This is a genomic window from Hyphomicrobium sp. (assembly GCF_009026145.1).
GTDB lineage: Bacteria > Pseudomonadota > Alphaproteobacteria > Rhizobiales > Hyphomicrobiaceae > Hyphomicrobium_A.
On record NZ_WBUE01000018.1, the window covers coordinates 35,133 to 53,797 of the forward strand.

At 66.4% G+C, this 18,665-nt stretch carries 16 protein-coding genes and 1 tRNA gene; 1 reads left to right on the plus strand and 16 read right to left on the minus strand.

From position 1 onward, the window contains the following. Positions 1–43 precede the first annotated feature (43 nt). The 7 genes from nadE to F9K20_RS13935 form a co-directional block, all read right to left on the minus strand. On the minus strand, positions 44–1,072 hold the full coding sequence (gene nadE / locus F9K20_RS13905) for an NAD(+) synthase (protein ID WP_291002825.1): 1,029 nt from the start codon (positions 1,070–1,072) through the stop codon (positions 44–46). Further along, on the minus strand, positions 1,056–2,624 hold the full coding sequence (locus F9K20_RS13910) for a class I adenylate-forming enzyme family protein (protein ID WP_291002828.1): 1,569 nt from the start codon (positions 2,622–2,624) through the stop codon (positions 1,056–1,058). Before F9K20_RS13910 ends, nadE begins: the two co-directional genes overlap by 17 nt. Before the next feature lie 46 nt (positions 2,625–2,670). Further along, positions 2,671–2,949, minus strand: coding sequence for an acyl carrier protein (locus F9K20_RS13915; RefSeq protein WP_291002832.1), 279 nt, complete (start codon positions 2,947–2,949; stop codon positions 2,671–2,673). Positions 2,950–2,968: 19 nt separating this feature from the next. Then, on the minus strand, positions 2,969–4,987 hold the full coding sequence (gene asnB / locus F9K20_RS13920; protein ID WP_291002834.1) for an asparagine synthase (glutamine-hydrolyzing): 2,019 nt from the start codon (positions 4,985–4,987) through the stop codon (positions 2,969–2,971). A gap of 30 nt (positions 4,988–5,017) precedes the next feature. Beyond that, positions 5,018–6,115: a hypothetical protein gene (locus F9K20_RS13925; protein ID WP_291002837.1), complete on the minus strand. Its 1,098-nt coding sequence runs from the start codon at positions 6,113–6,115 to the stop codon at positions 5,018–5,020. A 637-nt stretch (positions 6,116–6,752) separates the two neighbouring features. Continuing rightward, positions 6,753–7,754: an SH3 domain-containing protein gene (locus F9K20_RS13930; protein WP_291002840.1), complete on the minus strand. Its 1,002-nt coding sequence runs from the start codon at positions 7,752–7,754 to the stop codon at positions 6,753–6,755. A gap of 356 nt (positions 7,755–8,110) precedes the next feature. Further along, positions 8,111–8,186: transfer RNA gene (locus F9K20_RS13935), tRNA-Lys, on the minus strand. A 351-nt stretch (positions 8,187–8,537) separates the two neighbouring features. Here F9K20_RS13935 and F9K20_RS13940 point away from each other — a divergent pair. Beyond that, complete coding sequence (locus tag F9K20_RS13940; protein ID WP_291002843.1) at positions 8,538–8,843, plus strand: PilZ domain-containing protein; 306 nt, start codon at positions 8,538–8,540, stop codon at positions 8,841–8,843. Between the two features lie 9 nt (positions 8,844–8,852). Here F9K20_RS13940 and F9K20_RS13945 read toward each other — a convergent pair whose 3' ends face one another. The 9 genes from F9K20_RS13945 to F9K20_RS13985 all read right to left on the minus strand — a co-directional run bounded on the left by F9K20_RS13945 (position 8,853) and on the right by F9K20_RS13985 (position 18,601). Next, the gene (locus F9K20_RS13945; protein WP_291002846.1) at positions 8,853–9,890 is read right to left on the minus strand and encodes a rod shape-determining protein; all 1,038 of its coding nucleotides are present in this window, start codon (positions 9,888–9,890) and stop codon (positions 8,853–8,855) included. 148 nt (positions 9,891–10,038) lie between these two features. Then, positions 10,039–11,619 (minus strand): 2-isopropylmalate synthase, encoded by a 1,581-nt coding sequence (locus F9K20_RS13950; protein WP_291002849.1) that lies wholly within the window; start codon positions 11,617–11,619, stop codon positions 10,039–10,041. Positions 11,620–12,026: 407 nt separating this feature from the next. Continuing rightward, positions 12,027–12,962 carry a PhzF family phenazine biosynthesis protein gene (locus F9K20_RS13955; protein WP_291002852.1) on the minus strand — a complete coding sequence of 312 codons (936 nt, stop codon included), beginning with the start codon at positions 12,960–12,962 and terminating at the stop codon, positions 12,027–12,029. A gap of 52 nt (positions 12,963–13,014) precedes the next feature. Further along, positions 13,015–13,737: an NUDIX hydrolase gene (locus F9K20_RS13960; RefSeq protein WP_291002855.1), complete on the minus strand. Its 723-nt coding sequence runs from the start codon at positions 13,735–13,737 to the stop codon at positions 13,015–13,017. Between the two features lie 491 nt (positions 13,738–14,228). After that, positions 14,229–14,453 (minus strand): hypothetical protein, encoded by a 225-nt coding sequence (locus F9K20_RS13965; protein WP_291002858.1) that lies wholly within the window; start codon positions 14,451–14,453, stop codon positions 14,229–14,231. An 80-nt stretch (positions 14,454–14,533) separates the two neighbouring features. Further along, positions 14,534–15,553 carry a ketol-acid reductoisomerase gene (gene ilvC, locus F9K20_RS13970; protein ID WP_291002860.1) on the minus strand — a complete coding sequence of 340 codons (1,020 nt, stop codon included), beginning with the start codon at positions 15,551–15,553 and terminating at the stop codon, positions 14,534–14,536. Between the two features lie 116 nt (positions 15,554–15,669). After that, positions 15,670–16,227: an acetolactate synthase small subunit gene (gene ilvN, locus F9K20_RS13975; RefSeq protein ID WP_291002863.1), complete on the minus strand. Its 558-nt coding sequence runs from the start codon at positions 16,225–16,227 to the stop codon at positions 15,670–15,672. Beyond that, on the minus strand, positions 16,224–16,835 hold the full coding sequence (locus tag F9K20_RS13980; protein WP_291002865.1) for a hypothetical protein: 612 nt from the start codon (positions 16,833–16,835) through the stop codon (positions 16,224–16,226). Before F9K20_RS13980 ends, ilvN begins: the two co-directional genes overlap by 4 nt. Then, positions 16,835–18,601, minus strand: coding sequence for an acetolactate synthase 3 large subunit (locus F9K20_RS13985; RefSeq protein WP_291002868.1), 1,767 nt, complete (start codon positions 18,599–18,601; stop codon positions 16,835–16,837). The genes F9K20_RS13980 and F9K20_RS13985 overlap by 1 nt, the downstream gene beginning before the upstream one ends. Positions 18,602–18,665 lie beyond the last annotated feature (64 nt).

Consider the following 18,665-nt stretch of genomic DNA (forward strand, 5'->3'; position numbering starts at 1 on the left):
CACCGCGGCACGAGCGAAGCGCTCGGCCGCGGCGCTGTGAGCGTCAGGCGGCCGTGCTCGAGCCTTCGTCGCCAATCAGCAGGGGCGGCTCGTGCAGGTAGCGCGTCGCTTTGCGCTTGGCCTCGATGTCCTGCCACACGAGCGCTACCTGCTCCTCGGTCAGCCCCGCTGCACGTCCCACCTCGGCCGCCGCTATGCCGTGCTCCAGGCCGTAAAGGCATAGGTCCATCTGCCCGTAGGGAAGCGCGAAATAGAACTCCTCCTGCGTCTGTGCCATCGACCAGGTGTCGGTGGTCGGCGGACGCTGGCGGATTTCGGCCGGCACGCCCAGCTCCTCGGCGAGCTGATAGACCTGCGACTTGTAGAGGTGCGCGATGGGCTTGAAGTCGGCGGCGCCGTCGCCGTTCTTGACGAAGAAGCCCTGATCGTACTCCAGCCGGTTCGGCGTGCCGGCCACGGCGTAGTTCAGGCGGTCGGCGTGATAGTACTCGAGCTGCTTGCGTGTGCGCTGCTTCATGTTCGTCGCCGCGACGACCGCCTGATAGACGTGGATCGGCATGCGCGCCTCTTTGCGCTCGCCGGACGGCGTCTGCACGACGAGCTTGGTGAGGCTGTAGCGGTTGCCGTGCAAGGCGTTCGACAGCACGACCTTGCAGCTCCAGTCGGGTCCGTAGTCTGGGAAAAGCTCGCGGATGGCCCCGTCGCGGCGCAGGTAGCAACCGGCGGCCGCTAGCGTCGGCGCTATGTCCTCCACCACGTGGCGGATGCCGTATGTCGCGGCCACGAGCCGCCCGAGACGCAGGCTCTCCGGATCGGAATCCTTCTCCGGCATCAGCACGGCCATAACGTTGCCCGGCCCGAGCGCGGCCGCGCACAGGGCGGCGGTGACGCTGGAATCCACGCCCCCGGAAAGGCCGATCACCGCGCCGCGGCGGCGCAGCCGGCGTAGGACCTGCTCGCCGATGCCCTGCGTGATGGCACGCACGGCAGCGGGCGCGTCGAGATGCAGGGCCTCGGCCGTGAATTGGCCCGCGTGACCGGCCGGCGCCGTATCGTCAGAACGTAGCGTCATGCGACTTTCCGGTTTGGCTTTCGGCAACGAGGCGGCGGCTGATCTTTCCCGACTCCGTCTTCGGCAGCGACGGGCGGAACTCGACGAATTTGGGCAGCATGTAGTCTTCCAGGAACCGCGCGCAGTGGCGCACCACATCCACCTCGGTGAGAGCGGCATCCGGCTCGCGGGCAATGACGGCTTTGATGGCACTGCCGAGGATCGCGTCCGGCACGCCTATGACCGCCACCTCGGCGACGCCCGGCAAGGCGTAGATGACGTTCTCGACCTCCTTGGGAGCGACCTTCTCGCCGCGCGATTTGATGATGTCGTCCTTGCGGCCGACGAAGTACAGGAAGCCTTCCTCGTCGGTACGGAACAGATCGCCCGTATGCAGCACGCGCTCCCACGCGTGCGGCCCGGGACGCAGCGCGCGGGCCGTGGCCTCGGGGTTCTCCCAATAGCCCTTCATCACGTGCGCGCCGCGAATGACGAGCTCGCCGATGATGCCCGGCCCCACCCTGTTGCCATCGTCGTCGACGACATAGGCCTCGGTGCCGGGGATGGCGATGCCCACCGACGAAATGCGGTTCTTCAGCTCATGCGGCGGCAGCCAGGTGCAGCGCTTGCATTCGGTGAGGCCATACATGGAGTAGAGCGCCACGTGCGGGAACAGCGCTTGCAGCCGCTCGATGTGCGCGGGCGGCAGCGCGGCGGCGGTGTTGGTGATGTAGCGCAGATGCGGCAACGCGCCGGGCGCGAGGTTGCGTTGTGCGATGAGGATGGCGGCCATGGTCGGCACCAGCGGCAGACCCGTAACCTTCTCCTCGGCGGCGCGATTGAGGATCACCTGCGGGAAGGCGAACGACTTTTCGAGCACCAGCGTGGCCCCGACCTGCACCGCCATCAGCACCTGATAGAGGCCGTAGTCGAAGGCCACGGGGAGCACGTTGAGGATGATGTCGTCGGCGGTGTTCTCGAGGTAGGTAGTGATCGAGGTCGAAGCGGCGACGACGTTTTGATGCGTCATCATCACGCCCTTCGGGAAGCCTGTGGATCCCGAGGTGTAGATGAGCATCGCGAGATCGATGTCGATGCCGGAAGCGCCCTTGAGCAGCGAGAACGACGGGGCGGTGAGCACGTCGTTCCAGTGCGCAAAGCCGTCGCGGTCGGGCGCTACCTCGCCGTCGGCGACGATGGTCAGCGCAACCGACGGAGAGGCGAGAACGGCATCGGCGGCCACGCCGGCGATCTTCTGTTGCGTGATGAGCGCACGGGCGCGGCAGTTGTTGAGAATGTAGGCGAGCTTGTCGGCCTTGGTCGTAGGGTTAACCGGGCTGAACACCGCACCCGCCTTCAGAACGGCGAATATCGAGACAACCGCCTCGGCGCTGTTGTCCAGGAATAGGACGACACGATCGCCGCGACCGACGCCGCGCTCGATGAGGCCCTGGGCCAGCTCGTCGGAAATGGCATCGAGCTGGCTGTAGGTGAGGCGCCTGCCCGAGGCGGTCAGCGCCGTCTTGTCGGGGAAGCGCTCGGCGCTCTGGCGCAGGAACATTTCAAAGCGCATTGGCGGGGCTCCTCATGACGGCAGGCACCTAACCTCGGTGAATGGCTCACACCGCAATGGCGGTTACCTGCTCGGCTTCCTGCTTGCCGGCCACGTAGTCGGCAATGCGGCTCACCGAATCGAGGTTTTCCGGCACGATCTCCTCGTCCTCCACGACGATGCCGAACTGGCTCTCGAGGTAGGAGACCAGCTCGAGAATGCCGGTCGAGTCGATGAGCCCGGCGGCCAGCAACGACTCCTCGTCCCCCAGCCGCACGCGGCCTTCGCGGAAGAGGAAGCTCATCTCGATGAATTCGCGGATCGATCGTTTCAAGTCGTTAGCCATGACGTACTCGCTCACTGCGTTAAGGACCGGCCGGCGTGGCCGATGCGGCGCCTGCTTGGCTGCGCCAATCTTGGGATGGGGAAGCAATCGCTATGCCATGGTTTCCCGGTGCACCGGCGACGAAAGCGTCGTGCCAAACCTGGGTCGACAGGATGCCGACGAAGGCGAGGTTGTCGCGGAACCCGGTCGAAGCGAGCTTGTCGCACTTCTCGACCAGGCGCGCGACGAGACCGGCATCGAAGTAGCCGGCGTCGCTGACGTTGGCGCGCGACATGTGATCGAGCACGGCGGCGCCCACCCGCGAGCGCAGGAAGGCGCGGCTCTCCGGCGCCCGGTAGGGCTGCTTCGGCCGCTTGGCGATGACATCGGGCAAGAGGTCTTTGACGCTCTGGCGCAGGATGTGCTTCTCGACGAGGCCCTTCAGCTTGAGCCGCGGCGGGATGCGCGCGGCGAGCTCGATCAGCCGATGGTCGAGGAACGGGAAGCGGCCCTCGACCGCGTTCGCCATGCCGACGCGGTCACCCTGCGAGGAGAGGATATAGCCCGGCAGCAGGTACGCGCTTTCAAGGTACTGTGACTGCGACAGCGGGTGCCAGCGCGCGAATTCGGCCGGCAACTGGTCGCGCATCTCGGCGAGGGCATCGTAGCTGCCGATCTCGGCCCGCAGGTCGGAGGAGAAGAAGCCCTTGGCGCCGGCGCTGGTGCGGAAGCGCGGCAGGTGCGAATAGAGCGGATCATCGAGCGTGCCCTGCTGGCCGCCGAAGAACGCCTCGAGGTAGCGCTGCGACTGGCTCTGCAGGCGCGGCATGTACGGGTAGAGCTTGCGCAGCAGCAAGGGGCGCAGCTTGGACGATGGTTGCGCGGCGCAGAAGCGGCGCACCTTCGCTTCCTTGAACACGTCGTAGCCGGCGAACACCTCGTCCGCCCCCTCGCCCGTCATCACCACCTTGAACCCGCTGTCGCGCACCAGCCGCGACAGCATGAGCATCGGGGCCGGCGCGGTGCGCATGATCGGGCGCTCGGTGTGGCGGATCAGCTCCGGCAGCACGCCGGCGATGTCGGCGTCGCGGCACAGGGTCACCGAGTGCCTGAGCTCGAGCGCTGCGACCATCTCCTCCTGGTAGAGGCTCTCGTCGAACTCGGCGCTCTCGAACGCCACCGAGAACGAGCGCAGCTGGTCGGGCACGAAGCTGCGGATGGCGGCCGTCGTGATCGAGGAATCGAGCCCCCCGCTCAAGTAGGCGCCGATCGGCACGTCGGCCCGCAGCCTGATGCGCACCGCGTCGAGCAGCAGGGCGCGCACCTCCTCCGTCAGGCGTGCTTCCTCGGCCGGCGTAACCGGGCGGTCTTCGCCCGCGTCGGGGTATTCGAAGCGCCAGTAGCGTTTCGTCGATATGCCCTCGCGGGTGGCGACGAGCACATGTGCCGGCGGCAGCTCGGCGATGTCCTTGAACGGAGTGCGCGGCGCTAAGGGAAACCAGAACGTGAACATCTGATCGAGAGCGATCGGATCGAGCGCAGCGCTGATGCCCGGAACCTCGAGCAGCGCCTTGACCTCGGAGGCGAAGGCGAGCGCACCCTCGCGCACCGCGTAGTAGAGCGGGCGTACGCCGACGCGGTCGCGCGCCAGCACCAGACGCTGCTGGCGGCTATCCCAGATGGCGAACGCGAAGTCGCCGTTGAGCGCCTCGACGCATTCTGGGCCGCGCTCCTCGTAGAGGTGGACGATGACTTCCGTGTCGGAGGTGGTCTTGAAGACATGCCCGCGGGCAATGAGCTCGGCCCGCAACTCGACGTAATTGAAGATCTCGCCGTTGAAGGTGATCCAAACGCTGCCGTCCTCGTTGCACATCGGCTGGCGCCCGCCTTCGACGTCGATGATGCTCAGGCGGGCATGTGCCAGCCCGACGTCTCCGTCGAGGTAGCTGCCGTTGCCGTCGGGACCGCGGTGCGCCAGCCTGCCGATCATGCGCGCCAGCAGGCCGCGGCGCTGCTCCGGCGCCACGCCTATTCGATAGTAGCCCGCAATCCCGCACATGACCGAACTCCCGAGCGCCAGGCGCCCCGTTTACGCAAACTCTCCGCCGATGAGGCGCGTCCAGGATTCGCCGGCAAGACCGGTGAGCAACGCGCGCGAACCACGCACCTCGTTGAGCAGCGCCTTGTCGCGCGCGTGCATGACCATGGCGGCCCCATGAAAGAGGACGCAGCGACGCGCGATCAGCGCATCGAGGAGGGCGGCGTCGGCGCGGCCCCTTACTCCGACGCAGCCGAGCGATGCGGCGTGACGGAATAGATTGTCGAGGGTGACGCCAACTGCCTCGGGCAGCGCCAGCACCTGCAGCACGCGGGCCACCTCGCCACGGCGCGCATAATACAGATAGCAGCCGACCGGGCCGCGGCCGCGCGCGTAGACGACGCGCCGGTGCAGCTCGCCGTACCGCTCCTTGGTCTCAGCGTGCGCGAGCAGAAACGACAGGTCGGGCGACTGCCAGTCGGGATGCAGCACGTAGCTGCCGCTCAGCGCGGGAATGATCTCGGCCAGCTCGGCACTCGTGGCCTCGGCATCGCGAAAGCCCGTGGTCTCAACGGGAGCTGCCATAGGATTGCGCCCCCGCGCCTCGATCAGGTGATCAAAGCCGGAAGCCGCCGGGCGCAACAGCGATGCCGGACGAAACACCTTGCCGGCGGCGGCGATGGCGAATCCGGCCGGACGCAGCACACGCAACCAGTCGAGACTGGAGGCCGCCAGGCGCTCGCCACCCGCCTTCTCCCACATGCGCTGCGAGATATCGTTGGCGGTTTCGCTGAACGAGAGTTCCTGCGGGCCGGCAAGGAAGGCGCGCAACAAACGTGCCCCGGCCGTCGGATGCTCCTCGGGCCGATCCACCATCAGCGAGCCGGCGATGGCGGCCTCGATCGTCCGCCCCTGCATGAGCAGGCGGCGCGGCCAGATGCCGATGAAGCCGCGCACGTCGCCTTTGGCATCGAGGAAGACGCGCGAGCGCGGGTCCGACCCTGCGGCGGCGCGGCCGAAGATGACTTCCTCGAAGTAGCTGGCCAGCCCGTTGCCGCGCAGGCGCTTCCGCCCCTGGAAAACGCGGGCAAACATGCCCGCGACGGCGCGCACATCCTCACGGCGGCAAGTGCGAATAGTCTCAGCCATGGCCACCGTTCACAGTCTGCACCTTCAACGCGAGCCTCACCGGCCTTGCTCCACGCTGGAGCAGCGTCCCAACTTGGAGCGCCATTCGTCCTGGTTGGCGCACCGTCGAGGTCCAAACAGCGCGGTGAGACGGATCATGCATAAGCCAGACCAGCATTAACCCCACGCGGCTCTTGCCCCTGCGACGCGGCGCGACGACCGGGCGGCAGCAACGACCGTGAAGGTGGGCGCCAGAGTGTTGATAATTTGAATACGCGGATTAACCGTGCCGCTGCTGCCGCCGACCGCGCCGATGCTCAGAATGGCCCGTTTTCATTGGCAAAACGGCGGGTGTGCGCGCGTGCTCGAATGCTTGCGGCGCGGCGCGCTTGGGAGCGACTTTGGCAACGAATGTGAAGGCATGCTTAGGAATACATTAAGCGGATCGCCGACGCGCGGGGGCCGGGTAGCGGGACGAACAACGTCGAATGGCTGATGTTGCGAGATAGTCAGAATCCGAACTCGTACATCAACGCCACGCGGCACATCGCCGACTCTTCCTCGTCTGGCGAGCCGTCCTTCTCGATCATTCGACTCGAAAATATAGATTGCGCAGCGGCAGGCGACTTGGCCGCGCGTGCTATCACCGACAGGCTGTCTAGCGCCGCGCCGAGGCGCGCTGTCCGATGTCTTCAGCCAGGTAGTAGCGGTTGACCCAGCCTTTGAGGCGCCCATGGCGGACCGGGCACCAAAGATCACGGCAGGCGCCGATGATCTGCACCCCACGCCCACTCGCGGGGATGGCGCCGATCGCAAGGTGATACTCGGACGGCCCGCTGCGCACATTGAGCGTGTCGCCGTCTCCCACTCCGGCCACGCGGAAAGAGACGAGCGCCGCCTGAGGCTCTGGCTGCGGCGCGGTGGGCGGCGTCCGGCGGGCGATCTTGCGCGGCGCCGGCGCCGGTGCTGTGGGAGCCGCCTTCGTCTGCCGCGGCTTCTCGACCGCGGCGTCCTCGATGCGCGAAGGTGGCTGCTCGTCGGTGGGGGCGATGCTTGGCTCGCTCTCCTCGTCGCGCATGCCGAGCATCAACGGCTCCGCCGCCCTCGGCTTCGGCGCGAAGACATTACCGAGACCGGCGGTGGCGAATTGTGGTTCCGGTGCAGCCTCGACCGATGGCGGCGCGCGCTCCGCATCCGCCGGCACTGACATGGCTGTGGCCTGCGGCTCGGCGTCCTTTTCTTTCTTCTCCGGGCGTGGCGGAGCCGCGGCGACGATCGACGGCGCCTCGGTGATGGTGGCGGTGCCGCTCTCGCCGCTTCCCTCGGCCCACTGAACCCGGTTGCCCTCACGGTGCAGGACCATGCAGCGCGGCTTGGCGTCGAACCAGCGGAACCATTTCATGCAGAGCTTGTCATCCTCGGTCCACCAGCGGCCGCGATCCTTGGTGGCGCCGAGCGTCAATCCCAGCGCGCCCGCCTCGGCGGACATCAGGCCGTCGGTACCGACCTTGACCGGAATGGCGATGCTCAGTGGCGTATCGATCTCGAGCAGCGCGCCCGGCATGGCGCGCTTGATGTCCTCGCTGGTCATGCGGACCGGCTCGGCTATCGCGGCAGTGGCGCCGCCGAGCACACCGATCACCGTGACCAAACGCAACATCGCTACTCCTACGCGCTCCGTGGGGAGCCTTTGATGGTATGAGAAAGTGGCAAGAAGCCGGTTGAACGGCCGGGAATCTCCTCGCCACGAACAATCCGCCACCGTGCCCCTTCGCAGCCGCATTGTGCGCCGACCGTGCGGCACGCGGAACGAGTTGAGGCTGCACGTCGACAGCGAATCCGAGCCGTGCGCCCCGCTACCCAATACGCGTTTGCGGCGCCGCACGGCTCAAGGCGCTAAGATGGCGGCTAAGCATTAAAGAGTGGTGGGCGAGCCGGATGCGGCTGCGCAAGCCCGCACGGGACCGGACGAGGGCGTCAGCCGCCCCGCTCCACGTGTCAGCACATTGAGAAGATTGGTGGGTGATGAAGGACTCGAACCTTCGACCCGCTGATTAAGAGTCAGCTGCTCTACCAACTGAGCTAATCACCCGCACCGTCGATCGACGGCCCGTCATGACCGCATTGCGGCGGGTGCCCATCCGCACGACCAAGACGGCAAAAGGGCCCGCCGCGCGAGCCCTCGTCGCAGAAGCCTCTAGCACCATGGGGGGCGCCTGTCCAGCAGCGCGCTAGCCCCCGGACGAGAGCGCTGCCGCGGGCCGCTGCCGGCGCCTAAACCGCGTCCGACGGGGCCAAAATCCGCCCGCCTATGCGGCGCCCGCGCTATGGCACCGCCCGCCGCCTCTGCTACATAAATGCAGAGGTGCGAGTCGAGCACCGATTCAAGATGCGTGCTGGCGGCATGAGGCGTGCCGTTGTCCCTCACCCCGTCCGGTGACCCATGGACGAGCGACGAAAGGTCCCGCGCCGACGCGTCCTCAAGGAGGGCAAGATCGTCTACGCCGATGGCCTGCGCGTTCTCGATTGCACCATCCGCGACATGTCCGAGAACGGCGCGCGCCTTCTGATCGCCAACACCGTCGGTCTGCCCGATACCTTCCAGCTCTACGAGAAATCCTCCGGCCTGCTCTATCCGGCCTCGATCGCCTGGCGGCAGGCGAACGCCATCGGCGTCAATTTCGAAGGTCCTGCCACCAGCATCCACGACCCGGCCAACAAGCGCTATGCGCGGCTGAAGTTCACCTGACGCCGATGCTTACGGCCGCATCAAAAGGTGCTCGTGATCGTCGAGGCCGGCGAGGACCGCTGCCGAGCCTTTGACCACGCAGTGCATAGGGTTCTGCTGGACGTGGAACTTGACGCCGACGCGGCGGGTCAGCGCGGCGTCGAGCTTGTCGAGCAGCGCGCCGCCCCCGGTCAAATGGATGCCGCGCCGCGCGATGTCGCCGAGGATGTCGGGCGGCAGATCCTCGAGCGCACGCTGCGCGAAGTCGGCGATGGCCTCGACCGGCTCGGCGAGCGCCTCGGCAATGTCCTTGGGGCGCAGCACGATGCTCTTGCCGCTGCCCTGGCGCAAATCGCGGCCGCGGATATGCACCTCGGCCGTGCGGCCGTTGGCGGTCGCCAGCGCGGTGCCGGCCTCGATCTTGATGCGCTCGGCGTTCACCTCGCCGACCAGCAGTTGATGGCGGCGGCGCACGTAGCGGATGATCGCATCGTCCATGGCATTGCCGGCCACGCGCAGCGTGCGGGCCGAGACGATGATGCCGTTCGACAGTACGGCGATGTCCGAGGTGCCGCCGCCGATGTCGAGGACCATGGCGCCGCCGGGCTCGCCGATCGGCAACCCGGCGCCAAGCGAGGCGGCGACTGGCTCGGCAATCAGATACACCTTGCGCGCTCCGAGCGAGACGGCGGTGTCATAGACCGCCCGCCGCTCCACCGGCGTTGCCTGCGCCGGCACGCAAATGAGAATGCGCGGGCGGCGAAAGCCGAGCATGGTCTTGGTGCGCTTGATGAACTGGCGCAGCATCTCCTCGGTGGCGACGAAATCGGCGATGACGCCGTCGCGCAGCGGCCGCACCAACTCCATGCTCTCAGGCGTGCGGCCGATCAGCGCCTTGGCCTTGCGGCCGACCGCCAGGATCTCACGCGCGCCGCGGTGCGCGCGGACGGCGACTGCGGACGGCTCGTCGATGATGATGCCGCGACCGACGACGTGCACCAGCGTGTTGGCCGTGCCGAGATCGATGGCAATATCGTCCGAGAATGCGCTCGCCACACCCTGTAGCATTGCCCGCTCGCATCTTCAGAGGCGCGGCCGATCACGCCCGCGCCGCGTGACAGAGCAGATTTAGCGCTTTTCCTCCGCCCACGCCATGCGCGGGACGTGGAGACGTCGCTGCAACGAAGGTTGCAGCGACGCCATATCTCTCGTGCGGCTACAGCGCCTGCTGCTGCACGCGCGCGGTTTTCTGCCGCTTCACCATCAGCTTGTTGAGCGCCGACACGTAGGCGCGCGCCGAGGCGACCATCGTATCGGTATCGGCGCCGCGTCCCGTCACCATGCGCCCGCCCTCCTCGAGGCGGACGGAGACCTCGGCCTGCGCGTCGGTACCCTCGGTCACGGCGTGCACCTGGTAGAGATCGAGCTTTGCTTCGTGCGGCACCAGCAGCTTGATGGCGTTGAAGGTGGCGTCCACCGGGCCGTTGCCGGTCGACTGCACCGTATGCTGCACGCCCTCGATGTCGAGCGTCAGGGTCGCCGACTGCGGTCCCATGTTGCCGGCGATGACGGTGAGCGAGACCACTTTCATGCGGTCATGCATGTGGGCGATGCCCTCATCCACCAGCGCCTCGATGTCCTCGTCGTAGACGTGCTTCTTGCGGTCGGCGAGACCCTTGAAGCGCACGAAGGCGTCCTCGAACGCGTTCTCGCCCAGCTCGTAACCGAGCTCCTTCAGCTTGGAGCGGAAGGCGTTGCGGCCCGAGTGCTTGCCCATGACCAGCGAGGTCTTGCCGACGCCGACCGATTCCGGCGTCATGATCTCGTATGTCTGCTGGTACTTGAGGATGCCGTCCTGGTGGATGCCGCTCTCGTGTGCAAAGGCGTTCCGCCCGACGATGGCCTTGTTGTACTGCACCGGGAAGTTGGTCACCGCCGAGACCAGGCGCGAAGCGCGCGACAGCATCGTGGCATCGATGCCGGTGTCGTAGGGGAGCCGGTCGCGGCGCGTCTTGATCGCCATGACGATCTCTTCCAGCGCCGCGTTTCCGGCCCGCTCGCCGATGCCATTGATGGTGCACTCGATTTGCCGCGCCCCGGCGCCCAGCGCCGCCAGCGAGTTGGCCACCGCCAAGCCCAGATCGTTGTGGCAATGGGTCGAGAACCTGACCTTGTCGGAGTTCGGCACCTGTTCGCGCACGATGCGGAACATGGCGGCGTACTCGTCGGGCGTCGCGTAACCGACTGTGTCGGGCAGGTTGATTGTCGTGGCCCCTGCCTTGATGGCGGCATCGACGCACTGGCAGAGGTAGTCGATGCCGGTGCGGGTGGCGTCCATCGCGCTCCATTCGACGTCCTCGACCAGGTTGCGCGCGCGCGCCACCGTGGCGGTAATGATCTCCAGCACCTCGGCCTCAGTCTTGCGCATCTGGTGCGCGAGGTGGATGGGCGAGGTCGACACGAACGTATGGATGCGCCCGCGCTTGGCGTGCTTCACCGCCTCGCCGGCGCGGTCGATGTCGGCGAAGATGGCGCGCGCGAGCCCGGCGACGGTGGCGTTTTTCACCTGCTTGGCGATGGCGGATACGGCCTCGAAGTCGCCTTCCGAGGCAATGGGAAATCCCGCCTCGATGATGTCGACGCCCATCTGATCGAGGCACTCGGCGACCTCGAGCTTCTCCTCGAAGGTCATGGTGGCGCCAGGGCATTGCTCCCCGTCGCGCAAGGTGGTGTCGAAGATGACGACGCGGTCGGCGTCGGCGACTTGTCCGTCGGACTTGTGCGGATCGGTGCTCATCGGCTTCTTCTTTCGCTCGGGGCCGGCTCCTGAGGAGCGGCATTGAACCATCAGCTCGCTCAACTTTTCATCCCCTGAGCACTCGTCCCGGGTTGACCGGAACCATCAAGGCTCAGGGGCTGCTAAGGAGGTTCAGTAGCTGAAGAAGATACGCCGACGGCGCACGGCGGATGGGTTCCGCGCGGGAAATGCGATTGCCGTCAATGACCAAGATCTGGCGCATAACCCATCTCTTAATACATCACCGCAACTAAGGCTAGTGTACCTGTTGGCAGGGCGGGGACGTCGTTAGCGAACGGCTATCGGCGGGCCAAAGGCATGTGGTGCCGTCATCGCTTGAGGCCAATCACCACCCCGCCGCGATTGCCGCTGGCGACATCGCCGGTCAGGGCCGGGCCCCGACGGCCTCAAGTCCAGCAGGTCGGGCGGGCCTCGGTCGCCAGCGTGCCGTCGATGACCCGGACGGCGCTGCCGCCGATGCGCACCGTTTCGAGCCGCCCCCCGGCGACGACGAGAGTCAGCACGATGGCGCTCGGGCGCCCCATCTCGTGCCCCTGCTCGATCATCCGCCGGTGCGCGCCGTCGGGCAGCCCGTCGAAATCGTGCACGACGCTGGCAAAGCACACCGCCGCCGACCCGGTCGCCGGGTCCTCGGGAACGCCGAGCTGGGGGGCGAACATGCGGGCGTGGAAGGCGGCGCCGCTGTGCACACACTCGCGCGTGTAGAGATAGACGCCGCCGAAGGTATGGCCGGGGAAGACGCTCGCCCACTGGGCCGGCTCGATGCGCGCCTTGGCTATGGCCTCGAGACCCGCCACCGGTACGAAGGCGAAGGTCGTGCCCCCCGACAGGCATTGCGGCGTGTGATTTTCAAAGCCGATCTCGCGCGGCAGCAGCCCGAGCGCGTCGGCGATGCGGTCGCGGGACGGCGGCGTCACCGCTTTCTCGGGGAGTTTCGGCGCGTCGAACTCGGCGAACGGGGGTTGCCCGGGCCGCAGGCGCACGCCGACGCGCACGGTGCCGATCGCCTGCTCGAGAACGATGATGGCGTCGCGCTCCCCGTTGACGGGCGAGGTGCGCAGCTGCGCCAGCAGGATTGCCGTCCCCAAAGTCGGATGCCCGGCGAACGGCAACTCGCGCTCGGGCGTGAAGATGCGCACGCGCGCCGAATGCGCAGGGTTCTGCGGCTTCAGGACGAAGACCGCCTCCGATAGGTTCAGCTCGCGGGCAATCGCCTGCATCTGGTCGGTGCTGAGGGCGTCCGCCTCGCCGACGACGGCGAGCGGGTTGCCGCAGAAGCGGCGATCGGTGAAGACATCGAGCGTGTGCAGCGGCAGCGGCATGCGGGGCATGATCCCTTGAAGCGGGCGCACTCTGCCCAATTATCAAGGCCGGTCAAGCGGGCAGTACCGTGCACACCAGGGCGCGCGCGTGGGGCGGCATGCTCGATTCGTCAATGTCGGCGCGGCTGCGGATGGGAACAATGTCGTCGAGCTCGGGCTCGGGCTGGCGCCTGAGGTTGGCCAGGATACGCCCGCGCAGCTCGCTCGCCGGCAGCGCGCTGCGCCATTCGATGGCGACAGCCACCTTCAGCCCGACGCGCGCCACGAGGTAGCCGGGCACGCGCTGCAAGTCGTCGGCCGCCAATCCCGTTTCCTCGGCGAGCTCGCGCGCGATGCTGGCATCCATATCGATCGTACCGCCACGCACATCGGCCGTATCGATCAGACCGCCCGGCGGGTAGATGCGCCCGGAGTTGAGTTGTCCCGGTCCCTGGCGCCCGAGCAGCACGTAGCCATCGGCCGACCGAATGAGGGAGGCGCCGAAGGCTTCGCGTACGGGCTCCGTGAGCGAGCCCGGCAGCGCCCGCCAATAGAGGAAGGTCTTGAAGTCGGTCCTGAACAAGGTCCCGATCAGCCCTGCGCCGTCGAGGGCGTATTCGCGCATCAGGTAGACGGCGCCATCGAACAGCTGCGGGTTTTCGGTCGAGCGCCGCCGCCAATCGCGGGCGATTTCCTCGCGCCTCTCGGCCAGCGGCCACTGCCAATCGGCAACCTGCAAAGCGCAGCGCCCGACGCGCACGCAGTCAGTCTCCATCGCCGACGGTTGCAGCGTCATCGCGTCCAACGCTCCTGGTAGAAGCCCGAGAAATTCAACCCCTCACGTTCCATCTCTGGTCTGAAATCTTAGTTTCGCCGTGAACAAACCATGCTGGTTCCACGATGAAGGGGTGAACTTCAAGTGCGAAGGCAAGGGGGTGCCGAGGGGGACTTTGCATACGCCTTGCATAGCCGATCACGCGACGGCCTGGCCGCGTCCGCTCACCTGTGTGAGCCATGACGTCACGTGTGGATAGCGCGCCCGTAAAGCCGCACGAACCGCACGTGCGGGCGCCCGAGTTCGAAATCCGGCGGCGTCACCGCTCGTGATGCCGCTGGAGCGGACGGTGGAGGTCCCCGCTTCTCCGCCGTCCGTTTCTTTGCGCGCTCTGTTGGCAAGGCGTCGCCTCGCACCAGAGCTAGCCTGGAAGGCTCGCGCGGCTGTAGCCCAACGCTACCTCCCCAGAGTGGCTGCGCGGGCTTTCTGGCGTCGCGCGTGCCGCTTCTGCCTTACAGGCAGCCGAGCATCTTCGATCCACAGGTATAGTAGTTGATCATTTCGGCCGCGCAGCACGGCTGATCCTTGCCGCAGCGCCAAGTCTTGATCTTGCCGCTGGCCGTCTTGTGCTTGCAGATCTTGGTCGCATTGGCGGCGTCGGCCGTGCCGGCCGACAGCGCCAGCGGCGCCGCGGCGAGCAAAGCGGCAGCGGCGATGGATGTGAGAACACGCAACATGGCTGAACTCCCTGATCGTCCCGTCTTGTGGGGCCATCAGTATGCGCCAAAACGGCGAGAGTTGCAGTTGCAGCCGGGCCTCAGTTGCGCGACTTGTCGACCAGCGCCTTGGATTTGATCCACGGCATCATATCGCGCAGGCGCGCGCCCACTTCCTCGATCGGGTGAGAGTCGTTCATGCGCCGCGTCGCCTTGAATTTGGGCTGGCCGGCCTTGCATTCGCGAATCCACTCCGACGTGAAGGCGCCGGTTTGTATGTCCTTGAGGATTTTCCGCATCTCCTCCTTGGTCTGCGCGGTGATCACGCGCGGGCCGGAGACGTACTCGCCGAACTCGGCCGTGTTCGACACCGAGTAGTTCATGTTGGCGATGCCGCCTTCGTAGATGAGGTCGACGATCAGCTTCACCTCGTGCAGACACTCGAAGTACGCCATCTCCGGCGCATAGCCCGCCTCGACCAGCGTCTCGAAGCCGGCGCGGATCAGCTCCACGAGACCGCCGCAGAGCACCGCCTGCTCGCCGAAGAGATCGGTCTCGCACTCTTCCTTGAACGTCGTCTCGATGATCCCGGAGCGCCCGCCGCCGACGGCGGAGGCGTAGGACAGGAACAGGTCGTGCGCGTTGCCGCTCTTATCCTGGTGCACGGCGATGAGGCACGGCACGCCGCCGCCTTTGAGGTACTCGCCGCGCACGGTATGACCGGGCCCCTTCGGCGCCACCATGCCGACGTCGAGGTCGGCGCGCGGCTCGATCAGGTTGAAATGCACGTTGAGGCCGTGCGCGAACATCAGCGCGGCGCCCTTCTTCATGTTGGCGGCGAGGTGATCGCGGTAGATGTCTGCCTGCAGCTCGTCTGGCGTCAGCATCATAATGACGTCGGCCCACTTGGCGGCCTCGGCCACCTCCATCACCTTGAGCCCCTCCTTCTCGGCCTTCTGCGCGCTGGCCGAGCCCTTGCGCAAGGCGATGGCCACCTCCTTGACGCCCGAGTCGCGCAAGTTCAGCGCGTGCGCGTGACCTTGGCTGCCGTAGCCGACGATCGCGACCTTCTTGGCCTTGATGAGATTAATGTCGGCATCACGATCGTAATAAACGCGCATGGCTTCCTCTGTGGTTCTAGCTCGTAGCGATATGCAGGCAGCGGGGCCGCGGGTGCGGCTGCGGTGGCGGGCCGGCCGCTGATCCCGGGCCGGCGGCGGTTTTTCTGGCAGCTCCTTTAACCGCTCGCCGAGCCGCGGCCAATGGCGGCGATGCCGGTGCGCGACACTTCGACGAGGCCCAGCTCGGTCATGATCCCTATGAATTCCTCGAGCTTTGACGGCTTGCCGGTCACCTCGAACACGAAGTGCTCGGTCGAGGTGTCGACGACTTTGGCCCGAAAAATCTCGGCAATGCGCATCGCCTCGATGCGCTTTTCGCCCTTGCCGGCGACCTTGATCAGGGCGAGCTCGCGCTCCAGTGCCACGCCCTCGACCGTCAGGTCGCGCACGCGGTGCACGGGCACGAGACGCTCGAGCTGATGCTTGATCTGCTCGATGACGTCGGGGGTTCCGCGCGTGACGATGGTGATGCGCGACAGGTGCTTTTCGTGCTCGGTCTCGGTCACGGTGAGCGAGTCGATGTTGTAGCCGCGCCCCGAGAAGAGGCCGATGACGCGTGCCAAGACGCCCGGCTCGTTGTCGACGAGGACCGACAGCGTGCGCGCGACGACCGCCTGCGCCGCGCCGGGGCCCACGTAGTGGCTCTTGGATAGGGGCTTGGCGATGTTCGTCATTTTTTTTCTGGGCTCGTTTCTGCCGGGCTCGCCTTTTCCGCCTCTTTGCCCTGCGGGGTGAGGCGCGGAACCGGCAGCTTGGCGTCCGGGAACAGGGTCTGGAAGAACAGCGGAAACCCGTGCTCGTCGATGTTGCGCTTGAACTCGGCGATGCGCTCCTTCGGAATTTTGTACTGGGCGAAGGCGGCGCTCACACGCCGGGTCATGGTCGCCGCCAGCATGTCGGGGGTCGGCGCCCCCATGCGCTTCAGGGCATCGGGCGACATGCGCGAATAGATCAGCGACAGGATCTGCGTTTCCAGGTAGTCCTGCGCGATGCAGGCCTCGAACGCCTTGGTGTAGTCCGTCGACAGGCTATGCGTCCGATAGCAGGCGTCGATGAAGATGAAGGCCCTGGTCGCGCCTTGCGTTTTCTGCAGCTGCGCGAGCCGCGTCGCCGCTTCCTTGATGTTGGCAACCTGATCCCAGTCGGGGTCGCGCGCGGCGACGAGCGAGGTGGTGCTCATCCCGACCAGGCTTGCCGCGGCCAGCGCGAGCAGCACGCGAGTGCGCGCGCCACGCCGCTGGCACGGCATCTCACCGCAGGTTTCGCGCGCGCCGCTCGACATCAGACCAGCACCTTGCCTTCCTCGCCGATGGCCTGCTCGACCTCCTCGTCGGAGACATCCTCGCCGAGCAGCATCTCGTTGTGCGCCTTGCCGGACGGGATCATCGGGAAGCAGTTGGCGAGCGTGGCGACGCGGCAGTCGAAAATGACCGGCCCCTTGGTGTCGATCATCTGCCGGATCGCATCGTCGAGCTCAGCCGGGTCCTCGCAGCGCATGCCGGTCCACCCGTAGGCCTCGGCGAGCTTCACGAAGTCGGGCAGGCTTTCGGTATAGCTGTGCGACAGGCGGTTGCCGTGCAGCAACTGCTGCCACTGGCGGACCATGCCCATGTATTGATTGTTGAGGATGAACACCTTGACCGGCAGGTCGTACTGCACGGCGGTCGAGGCTTCCTGGATGTTCATCAGGATCGAGGCGTCGCCGGCAATGTCGATGACCAGCGACTTGGGGTGCGCGAGCTGGGCGCCGATCGCCGCCGGCAGGCCGTAGCCCATGGTGCCGAGGCCGCCGGAGGTCATCCAGCGGTTCGGCTCGTCGAAGTGGTAGAACTGCGCCGCCCACATCTGGTGCTGCCCGACCTCGGTCGTGATGTAGGCGTCGCGGTCCTTGGTCAGCTCGTACAGCCGCTCCACCGCATATTGCGGCATGATCACGTCGCGGGATTTCTTGTAGCTGAGCGACTTCTTGGCCCGCCACCCATCGATCTGCTTCCACCAGGATTTGTGCGCCGCCTTGTCAAGCTGCGGCGCCTTCGACTTCCAGATGCGCAGCATGTCCTCGAGCGTATAGGCGACGTCGCCGACGATCGGGATGTCGACCTTGACGTTCTTGTTGATCGAGGACGGATCGATATCGATCTGGATCTTCTGCGATCCCGGCGAGAAGGCGTCGATGCGGCCGGTGATGCGGTCATCGAAGCGCGCGCCGACGGCGATCATCACATCGCAATCGTGCATGGCGAGGTTGGCCTCGTAGGTGCCATGCATGCCGAGCATGCCGAGCCACTGCTTGTCGGAGGCCGGATAGGCGCCGAGCCCCATCAGCGTCGAGGTGATGGGAAAGCCGGTGAGACGCACAAGCTCGCGCAGGATCTGGCTCGCCTTCGGCCCTGAATTGATGACGCCGCCGCCAGTGTAGAACACCGGGCGCTTGGCGCGCGCCATCAGGTCGACGGCCTCGCGCACGACGACCTGGTCGGGCTTCACGCGCGGCTTGTAGGTCTTGTGGGCGATGTTCGAGGGGCCGACGTAGTTGCCGCTGGCGAACTGGATGTCCTTCGGAATGTCTATGACCACCGGACCGGGACGGCCCGCCTTGGCGATGTAGAACGCCTCATGAAGAATGCGCGCCAGATCGTTGACGTTCTTCACCAACCAATTGTGCTTGGTGCACGGGCGCGTGATGCCGACGGTATCGCACTCCTGGAACGCGTCGTTGCCGATGAGGTGCGTCGGCACCTGCCCGGTAATGCAAACGATGGGAATGGAGTCCATCAGCGCGTCGGTGAGACCGGTCACCGAGTTGGTCGCGCCGGGGCCGGAGGTCACGAGGGCTACGCCCACCTTGCCCGTCGAGCGCGCGTAGCCTTCGGCCGCGTGCAGCGCGCCGCCTTCCTGGCGGACCAGGATGTGCTTGATCTTGTCCTGCTGGAACAGCTCATCGTAAATCGGCAGCACGGCGCCGCCGGGGTAGCCGAAGATATGCTCGACGCCTTGATCGGCCAGCGCCGCGAGCACCATTTCGGCGCCCGTCATGGTACGTGCCATTGCCAACTCCGAAAGATCAGCCCCGCGCCGCGGTTGGCAGGCACGGACTTGGCGCGGAAGCTAA